The following is a 16494-nucleotide window of genomic DNA, read 5'->3' on the forward strand; positions in this document are numbered from 1 at the left end:
CGGGGCGGGGCGCTGGTGGGCGGGCTACTGGCAGGCCGCGACGGGGAGCGGCTCGGTGATCAGGCTTCCACGGTAGACGTCCAGTAGCCCGTCCACCGTCGCCGACCAGCTCAGGGTGGCCGCGTGGCCCACACCCGCGGCGCCAAGGGCGTCGCGCCACGACCGCTCGGTGATCATGCGGTGCAGCGCCCGCGCGTAGTCGTCCGGGTCGTGCCCGTCGATGAGCACACCGGAGACCCCGTCGCGCACCGCGGTGGGGAGCCCGCCCACCCGCGCGGCGACAACGGGGGTCCCGCACGCCTCGGACTCCACGGCGACCAGGCCGAAGGACTCCGAGTGGGAGGGGACTACGGTGGCGGTCGCCGCGCGGTAATAGTCGGCCAGCTCGGCGCGTGAGCGCGGCGGTTCCATCCGCACCACGTCGGCGATCCCCAGCGACTGGGCGAGTTCGGCCAGCCGCTGCGGCTCGGTGACATCGGCGCCGGACTGGCCGCCGACGACGGCCACCACGAGTCGGTCGCGCAGCGCGGGGTCGCGCCTGAGGAGCGCCGCCGCCGCGCGCAGCAGCACGTCGGGTGCCTTTAGGCGCTGGACGCGGCCGACGAAAAGCAGCAGCTCGGCGTCGGGCGGAAGTCCGATTCGGCGCAGCGCGTCCGTACGGGAGCCGGGAGCGAACATGTCCAGGTCGACGCCGGGCGGCACGGTGCTGACCCGGCTCGGGTCGGCGTCGTAGTGGACCATGAGCTGGGCGGCCTCGTCGGCGGTGTTGGCGACGAGGTGGTCGGACTGTCGGACCAGCTGGTCCTCGCCGCGTATCCGCGCGTCCGGCTCGGCGGTGTCGCCCTGCGCCAGCGCCATGTTCTTGACGCGGGCGAGTGTGTGCATCGACTGCACCATCGGCACTCCCCACCGGTGTGCGGCGGCGAGCCCGGCGCGGCCGGACAGCCAGTAGTGCCCGTGAACCAGGTCGTAGTGGCCCGGTGCGTTGCGGGCCTCGGTTTGCAGCACGCCGAAGATGAACGGACACAGATAGTGGGAGAGCGCCTGCTTGTCCAGCGCGCCGAAGGGCCCGGCGGGGATGTGCCGGACGGTGACCCCGGGCACCATCTCGACCGTGGGCGGCTGGTCGGGGCGGGTGGCGCGGGTGAAGACGTCGACGGCGATGCCGCGGTCGGCGAGGCGCTTGGCGACCTCGACCACGTAGACGTTCATTCCGCCCGCGTCGCCGGTCCCCGGCTGTTCGAGGGGGGAGGTGTGCAGGCTGATGGTCGCGACCCTGCGGGGAAGCCCCGGGTACTCGGGCTCCTCGGGTTCCGTCCCGGGTTCGGGCACACCACGAACGTCCGCGACCAATGTTTCCGTCCCCTCTTTCGGCTGCCGCGCGCTTCTCCTGCACACCCACAACACGGGAGACGGCGCGTCGTGTTCCCCGGTCGGGCCGCCACCGCGTGTGCGAAGCGCTACCTATGATGAACGCCGCGCGGTGCGGGGAGTGCGGCCGGGGTGGGGTAAAGGGTGGGGTGAGCCGGGGCGAAAACGGTCGCCGGCGCGGGTATGCCGGATGCGGGCGGCGACGGACCGTCGGCCGGGGTAGGCGGAGAGACGAACCCCACACCCGCGGCCCACCCTGGACTCGGCCACCGCCGCGAGCGGACGCGGGCGCGGTGACGGGTCAGTCGGCGCTGGACGTCGGGGCGACTCCGCGGTCGGGGGCGGCCCACTGCTCCACGAGGAAGTCCACGGCATCCGGGAAGGTCTTCTCCCAGGTATCGAAGTCGTGCTGGCCCACGGGGAAGGAGGTCCGCACGGTCATGTCGCGCTCGCGCAGCAGCTGTGCGAACCGCCGGGCCTCGCCGTGGATGCTGCCCTCCTGCAGCGGTGTGCGGTCGTCGGTGCCCTCGACGAGCATGAAGCGGATGTCGCGGACGCCCGGCTCGTCCAAGAGCTGGTCGGGGGCGTGGGCGTCGGGATTGTCGCCGAAGGTGCCGCTGGGGTCGTCGACCTTGTAGTACCCGGCCCAGCTGACGGCCTGGGAGTAGAGGTCGGGGTGGCGCAGCGGGAGCGCCGCCGCTCCGTAGCCGCCCATGGAGAACCCGCCGATGGCGCGCATGGCGCGGGGGCGCCGGTGGTCGCCCTCGACCGCCGCGATCGCCTTCTCGGTCACGAAGGTCTCGATCTTGAAGCTTCCGTCGACCGCGTCGCCCCACTCGGTGTCGGCGCCGCCGATCTCCTGCCCGAAGGGCGCGGCGATGACGAACTCCACGCCGCTGCGGCACATCTCCTCGTCCAGCAGCGGACCGACGTCGGCCTCCATGATCGTGCGGTGGGTGCTGGTGGAGCCGTGGAGAAGGTAGAGGACGGGCAGGTCGGCGCTGTCGGGGCCGGGCGGGCGGCGGACCCAGACGGGGCGACCCGGGGCTGGGGCGCCCGGGTCGGGGACGTGCAGGATCTCGTCGCTGCCGGGTTTCTCGCAGACGGCCACCTCACCGGGGCGTGAGCGCAGCGGCTCGGCGAGGTGGCGGGGCGTACTGCTCGGGTTCGCTCGGGGGGAAGGCGAGGCGTCCTGGGCGGCCGCCCCGGCGTGCTGTTCGGTGCCCTTGAACGCGGCGAGCGCGGCTGCGAGCGCTACGACCAGCGAGGCCGCCACCAGGAGCAGAGCCCTGCGGGAAACAGTCGTGAACACACCGAGATCCTAGGGGTGGGGACGGAGCCGATGCCGGTCCGCCTCGGGTGGGGGTGAGGGCGCGGAATCGCCGCCGTGTGCGCACGCCACGACATCGAAGGGTAGGCATAGAATTACCAAATGTAGTTGATGGCGGGTTTGCATGTGCCGGGATGGCGGGTTTTCTCCGTGTGTCACCGCCGATCCGTCGCATCCGACGCGCCGATTGCCTGCTCGAACGCCGCGTACGCGTCGGCGTCGAAGAGAACGAAACGCACCTCGCGCACGGACGTCGAGGTCTCCCGGACCGTCCGGACGGCGATACGCGCGGCGTCGTCCATCGGCCAGTGGTAGACGCCGGTCGAGACGGCGGGGAAGGCCACGCTGCGCGCCTTGAGCTCGTCGGCGACCCGCAGCGACTCCCGGAAGCAGGAGGAGAGCAGGTCGGAGCGGTCCTCGGTCGCGCTGTGCACGGGGCCGACCGTGTGGATGACCCACCGCGCGGGCAGCCGGCCCGCCGTGGTCGCCGCGGCCTGTCCGGTGGGCAGCCCTTTCCCGTAGGTCGAGGCCCGCAGCTGGCGGCACTCGGCGAGGATGTCCGGCCCGCCCTTCCGGTGGATCGCGCCGTCCACACCGCCGCCGCCGAGGAGGGACGAGTTCGCGGCGTTAACGATCGCGTCCACCCGCTGCTCGGTGATGTCGCCCTGAACCAGGTGGATATCCACCGTCGGCCTCCTTCGCCGTGCCTATTGCTGAGTTCCTGGCGTCGTCCGTGTCCGTATGTAGTCCATGTCCGTGTCCGCGCCGCGTTAACCAGGTGCCGGAGTGGCGCGCGAGGCCGCCGATGTGCGCGGGGACCGCCGCTGGGCAAGAGCTGGGCGAGAAAATACCGGCGGCATGTGGGCAGAGGTCAGGACAGGACGATGTAACCCCGGGGTGCGACGTGGTGTAGTACTACCGTCGGTAGACTTGAGGTATGAATCGGCTCGGAGATCTAGAACGTGCGGTGATGGATGTACTGTGGGCACAGGACGAGCCGTTGACAGTGCGTGAAGTGGGTCGGGCCCTCGCCGATCGCGACCTTGCCCACACCACCGTGATGACGGTACTCGACCGCCTCGCCAAGAAGGGGGTCGTCTCCCGGGACCGGCAGGGACGCGCGTGGTGCTACCGCCCGGCCGCCAGCCGGGAGAGCTACGTGTCCGAGCTCATGTACGACGCGCTTGGCGAGACCGGTGACCGCGATGCCGCCCTGGCGGCCTTCGTACGGTCCATGAGTGGTACGGAAGCCGAGGCGCTTCGCCGTGCCCTCGCCGAAGCGGATCTCGACGAGCCAAGGACGTAGCCGAATGGTCAGTGCCGCTCTGCTCACCGTGATCGCGGTCGGCTGTCTTATCGCGGCGGCACGCCTCCGGCAGGCCTCGTGGCCGGTCCGCGGCCCCTACGTCGCCGTTATCGCGTGGCAGGCGCTGGGCCTGGCCTGGGGCATCTCCACAATCGGCGCGCTGCTCGCGTTCGGTCTCGCGCCCTATGATCGCGGCGTCTTCGGGGGGCTGCTCTCCCTGCTCCAGGACGCCGCCTCGCACGACCTCTACCTGTCCGAGATCGCCGGGACCTCGTTCGGTTCCGCGCAGATCGCGGCCGTGGTCCTCGCGTTCGGCCTGACCCTCCTCCTCTTCTGCGGCCTGATGGCCTCGTTCGTGCAGGTGGTGCGTACCCGTCGGCGCCACCACCATCTGCTGGGCCTCGTCGCGCACGACGACCCCGACGTGCCCGGCGCCCGCATCCTCGACCATCCCGTAGCCGCCGCCTACTGCCTGCCCGGCGTCCTGCGCTCCCAGGTGGTCATCAGCGCGGGAGCGCTGCGCATGCTGGAGCGCGACGAACTCGCGGCGGTCATCGCCCACGAGCACGCCCACCTGCGCCAGCGCCACGACCTCGTGCTGCTCCCGTTCTCCTCGCTCAAGCGCGCGTTCCCGCACGTGAAGCTGGTGGAGACCTACTACAGTGCGGTCGCCCTGCTCATCGAGATGTGCGCCGACGACCAGGCGGGCCGCGAGCGCTCGCCCAAGGAGCTGGCGATGGCGCTGGTGCGCTTCGGCACCTCCGGCTCCGCGGCGGTCCCGGCGGGGGCGCTCGCTGCCGCTGTTGACCAGCCCGAAGTGGTCACGCGCGTCTCGCGCCTGCTGAACCCCGTCGGCGAGCTGTCGCTCCGCGCAACCATCGCGGTCCTGGGATCCGCGTCGATCCTGATGGTCACTACCCTGGGTCTGTGGCATCTGCCCATGTAGGGCTGGACACAGGCGGGGAACTTCCGCTGACACATCGGTCGCCGCTCGACCGCGGGCACGATCCGGCGGCGTTCGGCGTTGTGTGTGAGGAAAAGGCGGGTCCCGGTGCGGCCGGGGAAGCCCATCCTCACGTCAACTCGTCACGTCAACTCGTCACGTCAATGGTTCGGAGCGGCTCGTGCTCGGCAGTTCGATCGTGTTCGTCTGGCAGATCATCTATATCGCGATCTTCGTCACGACCCTGTACGCGTTCATCGAGGCACTGCGCGTTCCCGCGCAGGCCTATCCAGCGATGGACAAGCAGACCAAGGGCCTGTGGGTGGGACTTCTCGGTGTCGGACTGTTCGTCTCCCTGAGCGCCGCCCTGACCTCCTACGGGTTCTTCACGTTTTTGGCGCTCGTCGCCTCACTGATCTTCCTGCTCGACGTCCGCCCCGCGGTGCGCGGTATCGGCCGCAACGACGGGCCCTACGGGCCGTGGTAGCCGCTCGACCTCCGGCGCTCGCGCTACCTTCCTGACCGCCGCCAGCGCGGCCGCGGTGTAGGCGGGATCGCGGGTGTAGAAGGAGTGGCCGAGCACCGGCGGAGGGAGGGCCTCGCCCTCGTCGGGGTCGAAGTGGCGCGGGTCCGGGAGCGGTTCGGCGAACCCGACGAACTCCGTCGCGCCGTCCCCCGCGTCGCGCTCCACCTTGATCGGGCCGCCGATCGCGTCGGTGGCGCGCCACAGATTCCGCCAGTGTTCCACGCGGCCGTTCAGGTCGCCCAGCGCGCGTGGGCCGAAGTAGGCCGGGAAGTAGCGCGCGTACAGCCGGTACAGCGGTGATCCGTGGGTGAGCAGGACGACCAGCGGACGACACCGGCTGGGCAGCTGCCACGCTGCCGCCGCCGCCAGCACCGATCCCTGCGAGTGTCCGGAAAGCACCACGCCGATTCCCCGGCCGGTCTTCCCCGCGACCCGCGCCACTAGCTGCGGCACCGCGCGCTCCGCGTAGGACGGCGGTGCGAGAGGGTGGGCTGCGCGCGGCCAAAACGTACCGATGTCCCACAGCACACCGACCACCTGCCGCGTCGGCCGGTTCCGATACGCGCTGCTCCCGATCCCCACCAGCACGAAGAGGAACAGCCCGCCCAACCACGAGCCCACCGTCACCATGGTCGCGACCGCTCCCTGGATCCAGCCGGTCGCTCCCGAAACGGCCGTGAACGGGCCCTCCAGCGCCTCCGGGTCCACCGACAGCCGCCCCGTGAGCACCGAATACAGGGCCAGAACGATCAGCGCGATCACGGGCAGCAGGAACGCCGCGAAGACGGCGGGCAGTGTCTCGGTGATGCCGCCGTACGCCCGCGCCCTGGCCAGCTCGCGGGTCCGGCGCTCCCGCGGATCGCGCTGGTACAGGGCGGTCACGACCCCGATCTCGCGCCGGGTCCGCCCGCGCATCCAGATCCCCAGCGCCGCGGCCGCGACCAGCGCGATGATCACCTCCATGGTGAAGGCCAGCTGCAGCCAGGCGAAGGCGCTGGGAGCCCGCAGTTCGATGCAGTCGGTCGCCTGCGCCCCGGGGTAGTTGCACCCGCCCAGCATCCCGGCGGCCTGGTAGACCGCGGCCGCCGTGAGCACACCGCCGAGCAGGGTCCCGAGCGCGGCGGTGGCAGGACCGGCCATCCCGCGCAGGGCGATACCGCCGTGGGCCGACCCGCCCCAGTACAGCACGATGGCGCAGACCAGCAGCAGCACCCCCAGCGCGCACTGGGCCGCGAAGAGCACGTTCAGCCCGATGTCGAAGCCGGGCAACCGGCCGCTGGCCTCCCACCCCTGCCGCGGCAGCAGCACGTACAGCAGCGTGACCGCGAGCAGGACGAGGGCCAGGTCGCGCAGCACCCGGCAGAGAGTGTCGGCGTAGCCGTTCCACCGGGGGTCGGTCCCGGGGATGAGGACGCTCAGCGCGCTTCCGGTGAAGGTGAGGGCGACCAGGAGGGACAGCACCGTGCCCGCTACCGGGGAGTCGGCCGCCCGGTCGTAACCCAGGGCGGGTGCCAGCAGCAACGTGGTCACCGCGGCGATGGCCGCGGCGATGTGCGCCGAGCGGAGCCGCCCCATGGTCCGGCTGTTCTGCCAGAACTCCGGGTCGCTGAGCGGCGCCTTGGCGTGGGGGAGGGGACGGTGGGGAGGTTCCACGACCTCGTAGACGCTTTCGGTCCGCCGCGACAGCTGCCACAACACCGCGATCACCAGGAGTGGCAGGAGCGCGCCGATGGCCAGCGCCCATCCCGGCGTCGCCATCGGCGATCCGGGCGAGGAGAGGAAGTCGAGCACGGGGCGCAGCTGCGCGCACTTCTCGGAGTATCCGGAGCACTGCCACCCGACGAGGTCCATGCCCACCCCGGCCGCCGTCAGGGTGAGCAGCATGGTGAGGCTCAGCGCGAGCAGGCGCACCGCCGTCCCGTAGCCGGCGTCGGCGATCCGGCGCACCCGCCCGGGGCGGTCGCCGGGCCGCCCGGGGCGCATCCAGTAGGCGATGTTGACCAGCATGAACGGGAACAGGAGCAGCCACAGCGCCCGGGAAGCCCGGCCGGAGGTCAGGTTGCCCCAGGCGAAGATCTCGCGGGGGACATCGTCCTCCAGCTCGGTGTCGGGCTTGCGCCGCCACCGGAAGAACCCGGCCAGGCTGTCGCCGGAGACCCGCATTGCCGGTTCGACATCCAGGAGTTCTTCGGCTTCGCCGCCACTGACACCGTGGATTCGCAACTCCACCGCTCGCTCATCCGGCATATCCCGATTTTCACACGCAGAGCGGTAATTTCGTATGGCCTTAACCGGTTACTGCAGCAGGTTTTCATTCTCGGCGGCCCAGGTGTTGCAGGTGCCGGGGCTCTGCCCGTCCAGCCCCCGGCTGAGCCAGTAGCTGCTGTTGTCCGGCGTGCCGTGGGTGCGCTCGTCCTCCGGGCCGTTCGCCCGGTCGGCGGTGGCCCTGGCGTCGTCGAGCGCCACCGACCGGTCGGCGGCGGTGAGCGGGTAGGTGACCTCGACGGATCCGAGGAAGGCCCCGGCGAAGCAGTTGGCCTGCAGTTCGCTCTTGCGGGTCCAGCTGTTCTGGTCCTCGCGGCCGGTCTCCTGGCCGCGCCGCTCGTGGTAGTACTCCAGCAGACCCGACTCCCCCTGCACGTGGTGGCCGTACTCGTGGGCGATCAGGGAGGCGTAGACGACGCTGTCGTCGGCCTCGTTCCATTTCCGTACGACGTCCTCCACGCCGATGTAGATACCGGTGTCGGCGCGGCAGTAGAAGGCTCCGGCGGCCGAGGGGTAGTCGCGGCAGGGGCTGCGGCCCGGTTCCCGCCAGAAGACCCGCCGCGGCGGGTGGAACGGGATCCCGGCCCGGTCGAACTGGCGTTGCCAGGTGTCGTCGAGGCAGTCGGCCATGGCGTTGAGGAAGCCCTCGACGGAGTCGGGGTCGTGGATGTCGAGGGCGGGGGCGGGGCAGGGCAGCGGGGACAGCCGCCCGGTGTCGTAGAGCGGGTTGGCCACCAGGGCCGACTCGCCTGAGGGGCGCCGCGCGTCGGCCTCCTCGCCGCCGCTGTTGCCCGAATCCGGAGTCCCGCGCAGGTCGCCGGGGTCCGCGGGGGACGGTGGCGCGCTTGCGGCCCCGCTGTGTGCGGTCGGGTCGGGCCCCGGGCCGCCGGTGGTCGCGTTCCAGGCCAGGGCGGTCAGCGCGAGGATGAAGACGGTGAGAGCGGCGTAGAGCGCCAGGCGGCGCTGAGGCAGCAGCCATTCGCCGAGGCGCCCCAGAGCGCCTCGGCCGTGCGCGGAGGGCTCACCGAGAGCCGGTTCCACGCTCGTCCGCCGATCCAACCGGCCGCTGGGGCGCGCGCCGCTCCGCCGTCATTCGACCAGGTCCTCCCGGGCGATCCAGGTGTTGCATGCGGCCGGGTCCCCCCGGTCCATTCCGTGGGCGGTCCACATCCCCCCGTTCGCGGGGGAGCCGTGTGTTCGGTCGTCGGTGGTGGCGTCACCCCGACGCTCGGCGTCTTTGAGGATATTCGCCTGCGCGCGGTCGGTGATCGGGAACGTGTCGCCGATCGCACCCAGAAACGTCCCGCCCAGGCAGTTGGCCTGCAGTTCGCTGCGCCGGGTCAGCAGGTGGCGGTCCTGGGCTCTGTCCTTCCCGCCGCGCGCGCTGTGGAAGTAGCCGAGGATCCCCGCCTCGCCCTGCACGTGGTGCGCGTACTCGTGGCTGAGGAGGAAAGTATAGGCCTCGGGGTGCCGACTGTCGCCGGAGTTGCGCACGATGTCCTCGACGCCGAGGTAGAGCCCCTTGTTGGCCTGGCAGTAGAACGCGGCCGTGCCCTCGGCCGGGAAGTTGCCGCAGGGGCTCTGCCCCGAGGCGTACCAGTAGACCCGGGTGGGGCGCTCGAACGCCATGTCCGTCTCGGTGAACTCCTCGCTCCACGCCGCGTCGAGGCAGTCGGTGATCTCGTGGAGGAACGACGCCATGGACTCCGGGTCATCCGGTTCGAGCTCCGGAGCCGGGCAGGTGACCTCGGTGAGCTGTCCGCCCTTGTACAGCGGGTTATCGGTGAGGACGTCCGGTCCGCTGGCGGCCGCGCCGCTCGCGGCCGCGGCTCCCCCTCCGGCCGTGGGGCGCCCGGGGTCGGTGAACATCGCCGAGACACTCACGAAACCGGCCAGGCCGATGGCCGACAGGCCGGTCAGCAGGACCATCGTCACCGCGGGGTTCAGGCGCCGCCGTGTCCTGCGCGCGTAGTCCGGGAGCTCGTAGCGCCGCGCGTCGCGCGCCCGCACATCGGCCAGGCGCGTGTGGGCCCGGGACTGGGCCATGGCCGGTTCACCCCCCGTCGGCGGTTGGATTGGGCCGCCGGCGGTGCGCGCCGCGGCACCCGCCGGTCAGTTGGGGTCGGGCGGCCCCTTTGTGCCACGCCCGACCTGATCGATTATGACGTGTATGGCGGGCTTGTGCCCTCTCGTGCCCTCCCCGTCCCCGATCCGTGACCAGTCGGTAGCACGTCGACCAGGGTGAGGGGATAGGCTCTCACGCCATGTGGTGGGTTCGGATCATGCGCCCGGTGCTGGTGGCCGCGGCAGTGGTGGCAGTGGCGCCGCTCACCACCCTCCCCGCCGCCGCGTCCGAATCGCCCTCCGACACCCCTCCGACGCCGCAGGGGGCCGCGGCCTCAACCGCCCCGCCGAACCACGCCGTCGTCCCCTCCGAGCGCGGCGACCGCATCGTCAACGACATCTCCCTGCGCCTCGACGACAACGGCGTGCTGCACGCCAAGGAGACCATCTCCTTCGGCACCGCCGTGCCCGAGGAGTTCACCCGCACCTTCGTCACCCGCGAACCCTACGACGCCGACAACGACCGGCTCTTCGAGATCGACGGCGTCGCCGCCGAGGCCGCCGACGGGACCGCGGTCGACACCGCCACCGACGAGCACCGCGCCACCACCGACATCCGCCTGGACTCCGCCGGGGCCCAGACCATCGTCCTGCGCTACCGGGTGCGCGGCGCAATCGACGAGGTCGGTGACGGCGTGGAACTGGGGTGGACGGCTGTCGGCGGCTACAGCGCCCCCGTCGCCGAGACCAACGTGGTGGTCGACGCCCCGCTGCCGCCCGTCGCCCTGTCCTGCGCGGCCGGGGAACAGCGGAGCTCCATCTACTGCACCTCCTCCGACATGGGCGGCCACCAGGCGCTGGTCGCCCGTTTTCTCCAGGCCGACCTCGCCCCCGGGCAGCGCTTGGCCATCGCGGTCGGCTACCCCGCGGGAACCGCCCCAGGCGCCCCCATCCTGGAGCGGAGCTGGTCGCTGAGCTCCGCCTTCGCCATCACCCCCATGACCACGAGCATCTTCGGCGTGCTCCTGGTGGTCCTCGTGGGCGGCCTGGTCGCGCTGATCCGGATCCGCGGCCGCGACGAACGCGCCCTGCGCACCCACGCCGCGGCGGGCGACCACGCCCCGCTGGAGCCCGGCGCGGGGGACCCCGGCGGGATCCGCTTCCACCCGCCCGACGACGTCCACCCCGGGCAGATCGGCACCCTCGTCGACGACCAGGTGAACGTGGTCGACCTCACCGCCACCGTCGTCGACCTCGCCGTGCGCGGCCACCTCACCATCCGCGAACTGCCCCACGCGCAGTTCTCGCCCGTGGACTGGCGGCTGGAGCAGAACCCCTCCCCGTCCGGCGACACGCTGCTGCCCTACGAGCGCAAGCTGCTCGACGCCCTGTTCGACCAGTGGCACCAGATCAAACTCTCCGAGCTGGGGCGCAGCGGCTTCGCCGACCGGCTGGCCGACGTCCGCGAGGAGCTCTACCGCGACATGGTGCGGCTGAAGTGGTTCGCTAACCGGCCCAACGTGGAGCGCAACCGCTGGGCCACGGGCGGCATCGCGCTGACGGTCGCCGGCGTGGCCCTCACCGTGCTGCTGGCCGTCTTCACCAGCGCCGCGTTCACCGGGCTAGCCGTGATCATCGCGGGTGCCGCCGTCACCGTCGGCGCGCAGTACATGCCCGCCAAGACCGCGCTGGGCAGCACGGTCTACGCCCACACCCTGGGTTTCCGCGCCTACCTGCTGGGGGCCGACGCCGCCGACGTGCCCGAGGGCCAGCGGGTCCGGCTGTTCTCCCGCTACCTGCCCTACGCGATGATCTTCGACAACGTCGAGCGGTGGGCGGGCATCCTGGCATCCGCGGGCTCCGACGAGATGCAGGGCGACGCGCTGCCCTGGTATGTGGGGCCCGACGACTGGACCCTGGCGGACTTCGCCGACTCCATCAAGACGTTCACCCTGACCCTGGCGGGGGTCATCTCCAACGCCCGCCAGTTCCGCACCCTCGTATAGCGAGCAGAGAGAGCCACAGAAAGGCGGGAGCAGCAGTGCGTGCGGTTGTGCAACGCGTCGCCAACGCCGCGGTGACGGTCGAGGGCGCCGTCGTCGGCGAGATCACCCGGCCCGGCCTGCTGGCGCTTGTCGGCGTCACCCACACCGATACCGAGGCCGAGGCCCGCAAGCTCGCCGCGAAGCTGTGGAAGCTGCGGATCCTCGACGACGAGAAGTCCTGCTCCGACATCGGCGCCCCGCTGCTGGTGGTCAGCCAGTTCACGCTCTACGGCGACGCGCGCAAGGGGCGCCGCCCCACGTGGCAGGCGGCGGCGCCCGGCCCGGTGGCCGAGCCCCTGGTCGACGCCGCGGTCAAGGAGCTCCGCGATCTGGGGGCCGAGGCCGCGACGGGGGTGTTCGGCGCCAAGATGTCGGTGTCCCTCACCAACGAGGGCCCCTTCACCGTCATCGTCGAGGTCTGAGCACCCCATCCTCCGTTGATCTCGGCGGTATCGACCGAATCCCAACTGGAATTCGGTCGATACCGCCGAGATCAACGGAAGGGGCGGGTCAGCTCTCTGCGGCGGCGGGTTCGAACTTGTAGCCCAGGCCGCGGACGGTGACGATGAACTTCGGGTTGCCGGGGTCGTTCTCGATCTTCGCGCGCAGTCGCTTGACGTGCACGTCGAGGGTCTTGGTGTCGCCCACGTAGTCGGCGCCCCACACCCGGTCGATCAGCTGCATGCGGGTCAGCACCCGCCCCGCGTTGCGGAGCAGTACCTCCAGCAGCTCGAACTCCTTCAGTGGAAGCTGGATATTGTCGCCGCGCACCGTCACCACGTGCCGCTCCACGTCCATGCGGACCGGACCGACCTCCAGGGCGGTGGGCAGGGTCGTCTCGTCCTCACCCCGGCGGCGCAGCACCGCCCGGATGCGGGCCACGAGCTCACGCGAGGAGAACGGCTTGGTCACGTAGTCGTCGGCGCCCAGCTCAAGGCCTACGACCTTGTCGATCTCGCTGTCCTTGGCCGTGAGCATGATGACCGGCACGTTGGACTTCTGCCGCAGCGTTCGGCACACCTCGGTGCCGGGCAGGCCGGGCAGCATCAGGTCGAGGAGTACCAGGTCGGCCCCGGTCCGATCGAACGTGTCCAGCGCGACCGTCCCCGTCGCCGCCACCGCGACCTCGAAGCCCTCCTTGCGCAGCATGTACGACAGGGCATCGCTGTAGGATTCCTCGTCCTCAACGACAAGTACACGCGTCACTGTGCTGCCTCCCGATAGGTGGGTTCCCCCGAGCCCGTCCGCTCGCGGGTCTGCGGCCGGGGAAGACGCAGTGTGAACGTCGACCCCGAGCCCTCCTTGCTCCACACGGTCACTTCACCGCGGTGGTGGGTCATGATGTGTTTGACGATGGCCAGCCCCAAACCGGTCCCGCCGGTGGCGCGGCTGCGAGCAGCGTCCACGCGGTAGAACCGCTCGAAGATGCGCTCCAGGTCCTGGGGCGGGATGCCGATTCCCTGGTCGGCGACGCTGATCTCCACCGCCTTCTCGGTGACATCAGCGGAGACCGATACGCGTGTGCGCTCTGGACTATAGGCGACGGCGTTGGCCACGAGGTTGCGCATGGCCGTGACGAGCAGGCCCTCGTCGCCCATGACGGTGATGTCGTCGGTGCCGCTGGAGACGAGCTCGATCTCTTTGGCGTCGGCGGCCATGCGTACCGCGTCGAGCGCCTCCTCGACCACGGTGGCGACCTCCACCTTGCCGGGCTCGGTCATCGGTTCGGCGCCCTGGATCCGGGAGAGGGTGATCAGGTCCTGGATGACGCTGGTCAGTCGGGCGGCCTCCTGCTGCATGCGGCCGGTGAAGCGGCGCACGGCCTCGGGGTCGTCGCTGGCGTCGGCGACGGTCTCGGCGAGCAGGGACAGCGCGCCCACCGGGGTTTTCAGCTCATGGCTGATATTCGCCACGAAGTCGCGGCGGACCGCCTCGACACGGCGGCGTTCGGTCTGGTCCTCGGCGAGGACCAGGACCAGACCCGTGCCTCCGAGTGGGGCGACGCGGACGGCGAAGGAGGTAGCGTCGGGGCCGAACTTGCGAACCGCCACCTCGATCTCGGTCTCGCGGATGACCCCGTCGCGGCGTACGCGGCGGGCCAGCGCCAACAGGTCGCCGATGACGAGCTCCTCGCCGCGCACGATGCCGAAGGCGCGCGCGGCCGAGCTCGCCCGAAGCACACGGTCGGCGGGGTCGAGGACCACGGCGGACGAGGGCAGCGCGGCGAGCACCTCGGCGATGCCCGGTGGCAGTTCCGAGGTGAGCGGCGGCTCAGGGGCGCGGCTGCGGCCAGACTCGCTGATACGGAAGGCGAGCCCGGCGGCGAGGCCGATCACGAGCCCAACGATCCCCGCGATCGCGGCCAGCAGTTCTCCTTGCACATTTTCGATCGTAAGCGGGCGGATGCGGGCTTTACCCGAATGACCATGTGTTACAACCTAGATTCTGCGATTATTCACCGATCCTTCCGCAATGATTCAGCTACTACCTGGGACGATGTGAACCATGCGCGACACCTACCATGAGGAGCTCGACGCTCTTGGCAGCCGGCTCGTCGAGATGACACGGCTGGCCCGCCACGCCGTCGCGCGCGCGACGACGGCTCTGCTCGACGCCGACCTCACCGCCGCCCAGGAAGTCATCTCCGGAGACGACGAGCTCAACCGCCTCGACGACGAGATCGAGAAGAGCGCGTTCGATCTGATGGCCCGGCAGCAGCCCGTGGCCCAGGACCTCCGGACGATCATCACCTCGCTGCACATGGCGGGGGACCTGGAGCGGATGGGTGACCACGCGGTGCACATCGCGAAGATCGCGCGGCGCCGCCACCCCGACTCCGCCATCCCGGCCGAGCTGCGCTCGATCGTGCTGGAGATGGGGCACCAGGCCGAGCTGCTCGTCATCAAGGCCGGAGAGGTCGTGGGCAACCGCGACGTCGACACGGCGCTGGAGCTCGACGCCGACGACGACCGGATGGACCGGCTGCGCCGCAAGCTGCTGGAGCGGATTTTGCGTCCGGGCTGGCAGCACGGGGTCGAGGCGACGATGGACGTCACCCTGGCCGGACGGTTCTACGAGCGGTTCGGCGACCACGCCGTGCATGTGGCGGACAACCTCGTCTACATGGTCACCGGCGAGAAGCCGAAGGACTACGACCCGGAGGTCTAAGAGGAGAGGTCGAGGAGGAGAGTGGCGCGGATCGGGGACGGCCGGAGCCGCGGCCGCCCCGCCGTCAGTGGCGAAAATCACGTTTTTGGGGCGGCGCTCCTTGTCCCATCGGCGATCCAGGGCCGTGGTGGGGGTTCTCCGCGACTTTTTCCGACTCCGCCAGCGGCTGCGACCAGTTACTCTGGGTAGGTACTGCGGTCGGCGATGACCGGCGAGAACGTGTGGCCGGAACGGTTTCCCTGGGTGCCGGAAGCACCTCCGGCACACTTTGTCAAGACCTGAAAAGCGCCGCTGACCTGCGCGTACACAAACGGAATAGGTACGTTAAGTCACAGATTCATGGTACCCTTGTGGTAGCGGAAGGGGTACTTGTCACATGACTTTCAAGGTCGGCGACACCGTTGTCTACCCCCATCATGGGGCTGCTCGTATTGAGGCGATCGAGACTCGCACCATTAAGGGTGAGGATAGGACCTACCTGGTTCTGAGGGTCGACAAGGGTGATCTTACGGTACGCGTGCCTGCCGAGAACGCCCAGGATGTCGGTGTTCGTGACGTGGTAGGCCAAGAAGGCCTGGACCGGGTCTTCGAGGTGTTGCGCGCGCCGCACACCGAAGAGCCCACCAACTGGTCGCGGCGCTACAAGGCGAACCTGGAGAAGCTCGCCTCCGGGGACGTCAACAAGGTGGCCGAGGTCGTCCGCGACCTCTGGCGGCGCGATAGGGAACGCGGTCTCTCCGCCGGAGAGAAGCGAATGCTTGCGAAGGCCAGGCAGATACTGGTCAGCGAACTCGCTCTCGCGGAAAAGACCAACGAGGACAAGGCCGAAGCCCTCCTCGATGAAGTCCTCACCAATTAATAAAGGCCACGAAGAACCACTGCATTCATGCTGAAAATGCCTAGGGTGGGCGTCGGAACCGACGTCCACCCCTTTATGTCAGGACGCGTTCTTTTCCTCGCAGGTCTGGAATGGCCGGGCGAAGACGGTATGAGCGGTCATTCCGATGGGGATGTCGCAGCGCACGCCGCTTGTGACGCTCTGTTTTCAGCGACCGGCCTCGGTGACCTCGGCGCCCAGTTCGGGACATCCGACCCTCGCTGGAAGGGGGCCTCCGGAACCGCGCTGCTGGCGGAGTCGGCGGCGCGGGTCCGTGCCGCGGGCTTCGAGATCGGCAACGTCGCGGTGCAGGTCATCGGTAACCGGCCGAAGTTCGCGCCGCGCCGCCAGGAGGCGGAGAAGGTCCTCTCGGAGGCGGTGGGAGCTCCGGTCACGGTGTCGGCGACGACCACCGACGGCCTCGGCCTCACCGGCCGGGGCGAGGGGATCGCGGCCGTGGCCACGGCCCTGTGCGTGCCGCGGAACGAAGAGACCCGGCGCGAGTGACGAGAACGCCGGCGGTTGTGAGCGGGGGTCGGACCCTGGTCGCAGGTCCCACCCCCGCCGTCGTCGGCGCGGCCATCGAACCACCCCGCACG

General features: G+C 70.4%; 16 protein-coding genes. 8 read left to right on the top strand and 8 right to left on the bottom strand.

The window, feature by feature from the left end; genetic code table 11:
• Positions 1-24 precede the first annotated feature (24 nt).
• The 3 genes from mshA to ABD259_RS02195 all read right to left on the bottom strand — a co-directional run bounded on the left by mshA (position 25) and on the right by ABD259_RS02195 (position 3387).
• Positions 25-1332, bottom strand: coding sequence for a D-inositol-3-phosphate glycosyltransferase (mshA, locus tag ABD259_RS02185; RefSeq protein WP_344159806.1), 1308 nt, complete (start codon positions 1330-1332; stop codon positions 25-27).
• Positions 1333-1672: 340 nt separating this feature from the next.
• Positions 1673-2683, bottom strand: a complete 1011-nt coding sequence (locus tag ABD259_RS02190) for an alpha/beta hydrolase-fold protein (protein ID WP_344099551.1) — start codon at positions 2681-2683, stop codon at positions 1673-1675.
• A gap of 173 nt (positions 2684-2856) precedes the next feature.
• The gene (locus ABD259_RS02195) at positions 2857-3387 is read right to left on the bottom strand and encodes an O-acetyl-ADP-ribose deacetylase (RefSeq protein WP_344159809.1); all 531 of its coding nucleotides are present in this window, start codon (positions 3385-3387) and stop codon (positions 2857-2859) included.
• Between the two features lie 251 nt (positions 3388-3638).
• On the opposite strand from ABD259_RS02195, the gene ABD259_RS02200 reads away from it, so the two are divergent.
• The 3 genes from ABD259_RS02200 (at position 3639) to ABD259_RS02210 (ending at position 5437) form a co-directional block, all read left to right on the top strand.
• Positions 3639-4007: a BlaI/MecI/CopY family transcriptional regulator gene (locus ABD259_RS02200; RefSeq protein ID WP_344099547.1), complete on the top strand. Its 369-nt coding sequence runs from the start codon at positions 3639-3641 to the stop codon at positions 4005-4007.
• A gap of 4 nt (positions 4008-4011) precedes the next feature.
• Positions 4012-4953 carry a M56 family metallopeptidase gene (locus ABD259_RS02205; RefSeq protein ID WP_344159812.1) on the top strand — a complete coding sequence of 314 codons (942 nt, stop codon included), beginning with the start codon at positions 4012-4014 and terminating at the stop codon, positions 4951-4953.
• A 178-nt stretch (positions 4954-5131) separates the two neighbouring features.
• Entirely contained in the window at positions 5132-5437 is a 306-nt protein-coding gene (locus ABD259_RS02210) for a DUF2516 family protein (RefSeq protein WP_344159815.1), read from the top strand.
• On the opposite strand, the gene ABD259_RS02215 is transcribed toward ABD259_RS02210, so the two are convergent.
• From ABD259_RS02215 to ABD259_RS02225, 3 genes are read right to left on the bottom strand one after another with little or no spacing between them, the layout of a single operon-like run.
• Entirely contained in the window at positions 5360-7723 is a 2364-nt protein-coding gene (locus ABD259_RS02215; RefSeq protein ID WP_344159817.1) for a hypothetical protein, read from the bottom strand. The genes ABD259_RS02210 and ABD259_RS02215 overlap by 78 nt on opposite strands.
• 48 nt (positions 7724-7771) lie before the next feature.
• Positions 7772-8782, bottom strand: a complete 1011-nt coding sequence (locus tag ABD259_RS02220) for a neutral zinc metallopeptidase (RefSeq protein WP_344159819.1) — start codon at positions 8780-8782, stop codon at positions 7772-7774.
• Between the two features lie 48 nt (positions 8783-8830).
• Positions 8831-9787, bottom strand: coding sequence for a neutral zinc metallopeptidase (locus ABD259_RS02225; protein WP_344159821.1), 957 nt, complete (start codon positions 9785-9787; stop codon positions 8831-8833).
• Between the two features lie 218 nt (positions 9788-10005).
• Here ABD259_RS02225 and ABD259_RS02230 point away from each other — a divergent pair, with 218 nt between their 5' ends.
• Together ABD259_RS02230 and dtd are read left to right on the top strand one after the other, a co-directional pair.
• Positions 10006-11811: a DUF2207 domain-containing protein gene (locus tag ABD259_RS02230; RefSeq protein ID WP_344159823.1), complete on the top strand. Its 1806-nt coding sequence runs from the start codon at positions 10006-10008 to the stop codon at positions 11809-11811.
• A 35-nt stretch (positions 11812-11846) separates the two neighbouring features.
• Positions 11847-12272, top strand: a complete 426-nt coding sequence (gene dtd, locus ABD259_RS02235) for a D-aminoacyl-tRNA deacylase (RefSeq protein WP_344159826.1) — start codon at positions 11847-11849, stop codon at positions 12270-12272.
• Positions 12273-12360: 88 nt separating this feature from the next.
• Here dtd and ABD259_RS02240 read toward each other — a convergent pair whose 3' ends face one another.
• Together ABD259_RS02240 and ABD259_RS02245 are read right to left on the bottom strand one after the other, a co-directional pair.
• Positions 12361-13056 (bottom strand): winged helix-turn-helix domain-containing protein, encoded by a 696-nt coding sequence (locus ABD259_RS02240; protein WP_344099531.1) that lies wholly within the window; start codon positions 13054-13056, stop codon positions 12361-12363.
• Entirely contained in the window at positions 13053-14216 is a 1164-nt protein-coding gene (locus ABD259_RS02245) for a sensor histidine kinase (protein WP_344099695.1), read from the bottom strand. Before ABD259_RS02245 ends, ABD259_RS02240 begins: the two co-directional genes overlap by 4 nt.
• 139 nt (positions 14217-14355) lie before the next feature.
• Here ABD259_RS02245 and phoU point away from each other — a divergent pair, with 139 nt between their 5' ends.
• The 3 genes from phoU (at position 14356) to ispF (ending at position 16402) form a co-directional block, all read left to right on the top strand.
• Positions 14356-15018 carry a phosphate signaling complex protein PhoU gene (phoU, locus tag ABD259_RS02250; RefSeq protein ID WP_344099529.1) on the top strand — a complete coding sequence of 221 codons (663 nt, stop codon included), beginning with the start codon at positions 14356-14358 and terminating at the stop codon, positions 15016-15018.
• 376 nt (positions 15019-15394) lie between these two features.
• Positions 15395-15877 carry a CarD family transcriptional regulator gene (locus ABD259_RS02255; protein WP_344099527.1) on the top strand — a complete coding sequence of 161 codons (483 nt, stop codon included), beginning with the start codon at positions 15395-15397 and terminating at the stop codon, positions 15875-15877.
• A gap of 36 nt (positions 15878-15913) precedes the next feature.
• On the top strand, positions 15914-16402 hold the full coding sequence (gene ispF / locus ABD259_RS02260; protein ID WP_344099693.1) for a 2-C-methyl-D-erythritol 2,4-cyclodiphosphate synthase: 489 nt from the start codon (positions 15914-15916) through the stop codon (positions 16400-16402).
• Positions 16403-16494 lie beyond the last annotated feature (92 nt).

It is taken from the genome of Nocardiopsis rhodophaea (assembly GCF_039530945.1).
GTDB lineage: Bacteria > Actinomycetota > Actinomycetes > Streptosporangiales > Streptosporangiaceae > Nocardiopsis_C > Nocardiopsis_C rhodophaea.

Excerpts from the sequence above, each read along its gene's own strand:
- ABD259_RS02215 (WP_344159817.1), bottom strand. The coding sequence starts at position 7,723 with ATGCCGGATGAGCGAGCGGTGGAGTTGCGAATCCACGGTGTCAGTGGC.
- ABD259_RS02225 (WP_344159821.1), bottom strand. The coding sequence starts at position 9,787 with ATGGCCCAGTCCCGGGCCCACACGCGCCTGGCCGATGTGCGGGCGCGC.
- ABD259_RS02230 (WP_344159823.1), top strand. The coding sequence starts at position 10,006 with ATGTGGTGGGTTCGGATCATGCGCCCGGTGCTGGTGGCCGCGGCAGTG.
- ABD259_RS02205 (WP_344159812.1), top strand. The coding sequence starts at position 4,012 with ATGGTCAGTGCCGCTCTGCTCACCGTGATCGCGGTCGGCTGTCTTATC.
- ispF (WP_344099693.1), top strand. The coding sequence starts at position 15,914 with ATGCCTAGGGTGGGCGTCGGAACCGACGTCCACCCCTTTATGTCAGGA.
- phoU (WP_344099529.1), top strand. The coding sequence starts at position 14,356 with ATGCGCGACACCTACCATGAGGAGCTCGACGCTCTTGGCAGCCGGCTC.
- ABD259_RS02255 (WP_344099527.1), top strand. The coding sequence starts at position 15,395 with ATGACTTTCAAGGTCGGCGACACCGTTGTCTACCCCCATCATGGGGCT.
- ABD259_RS02200 (WP_344099547.1), top strand. The coding sequence starts at position 3,639 with ATGAATCGGCTCGGAGATCTAGAACGTGCGGTGATGGATGTACTGTGG.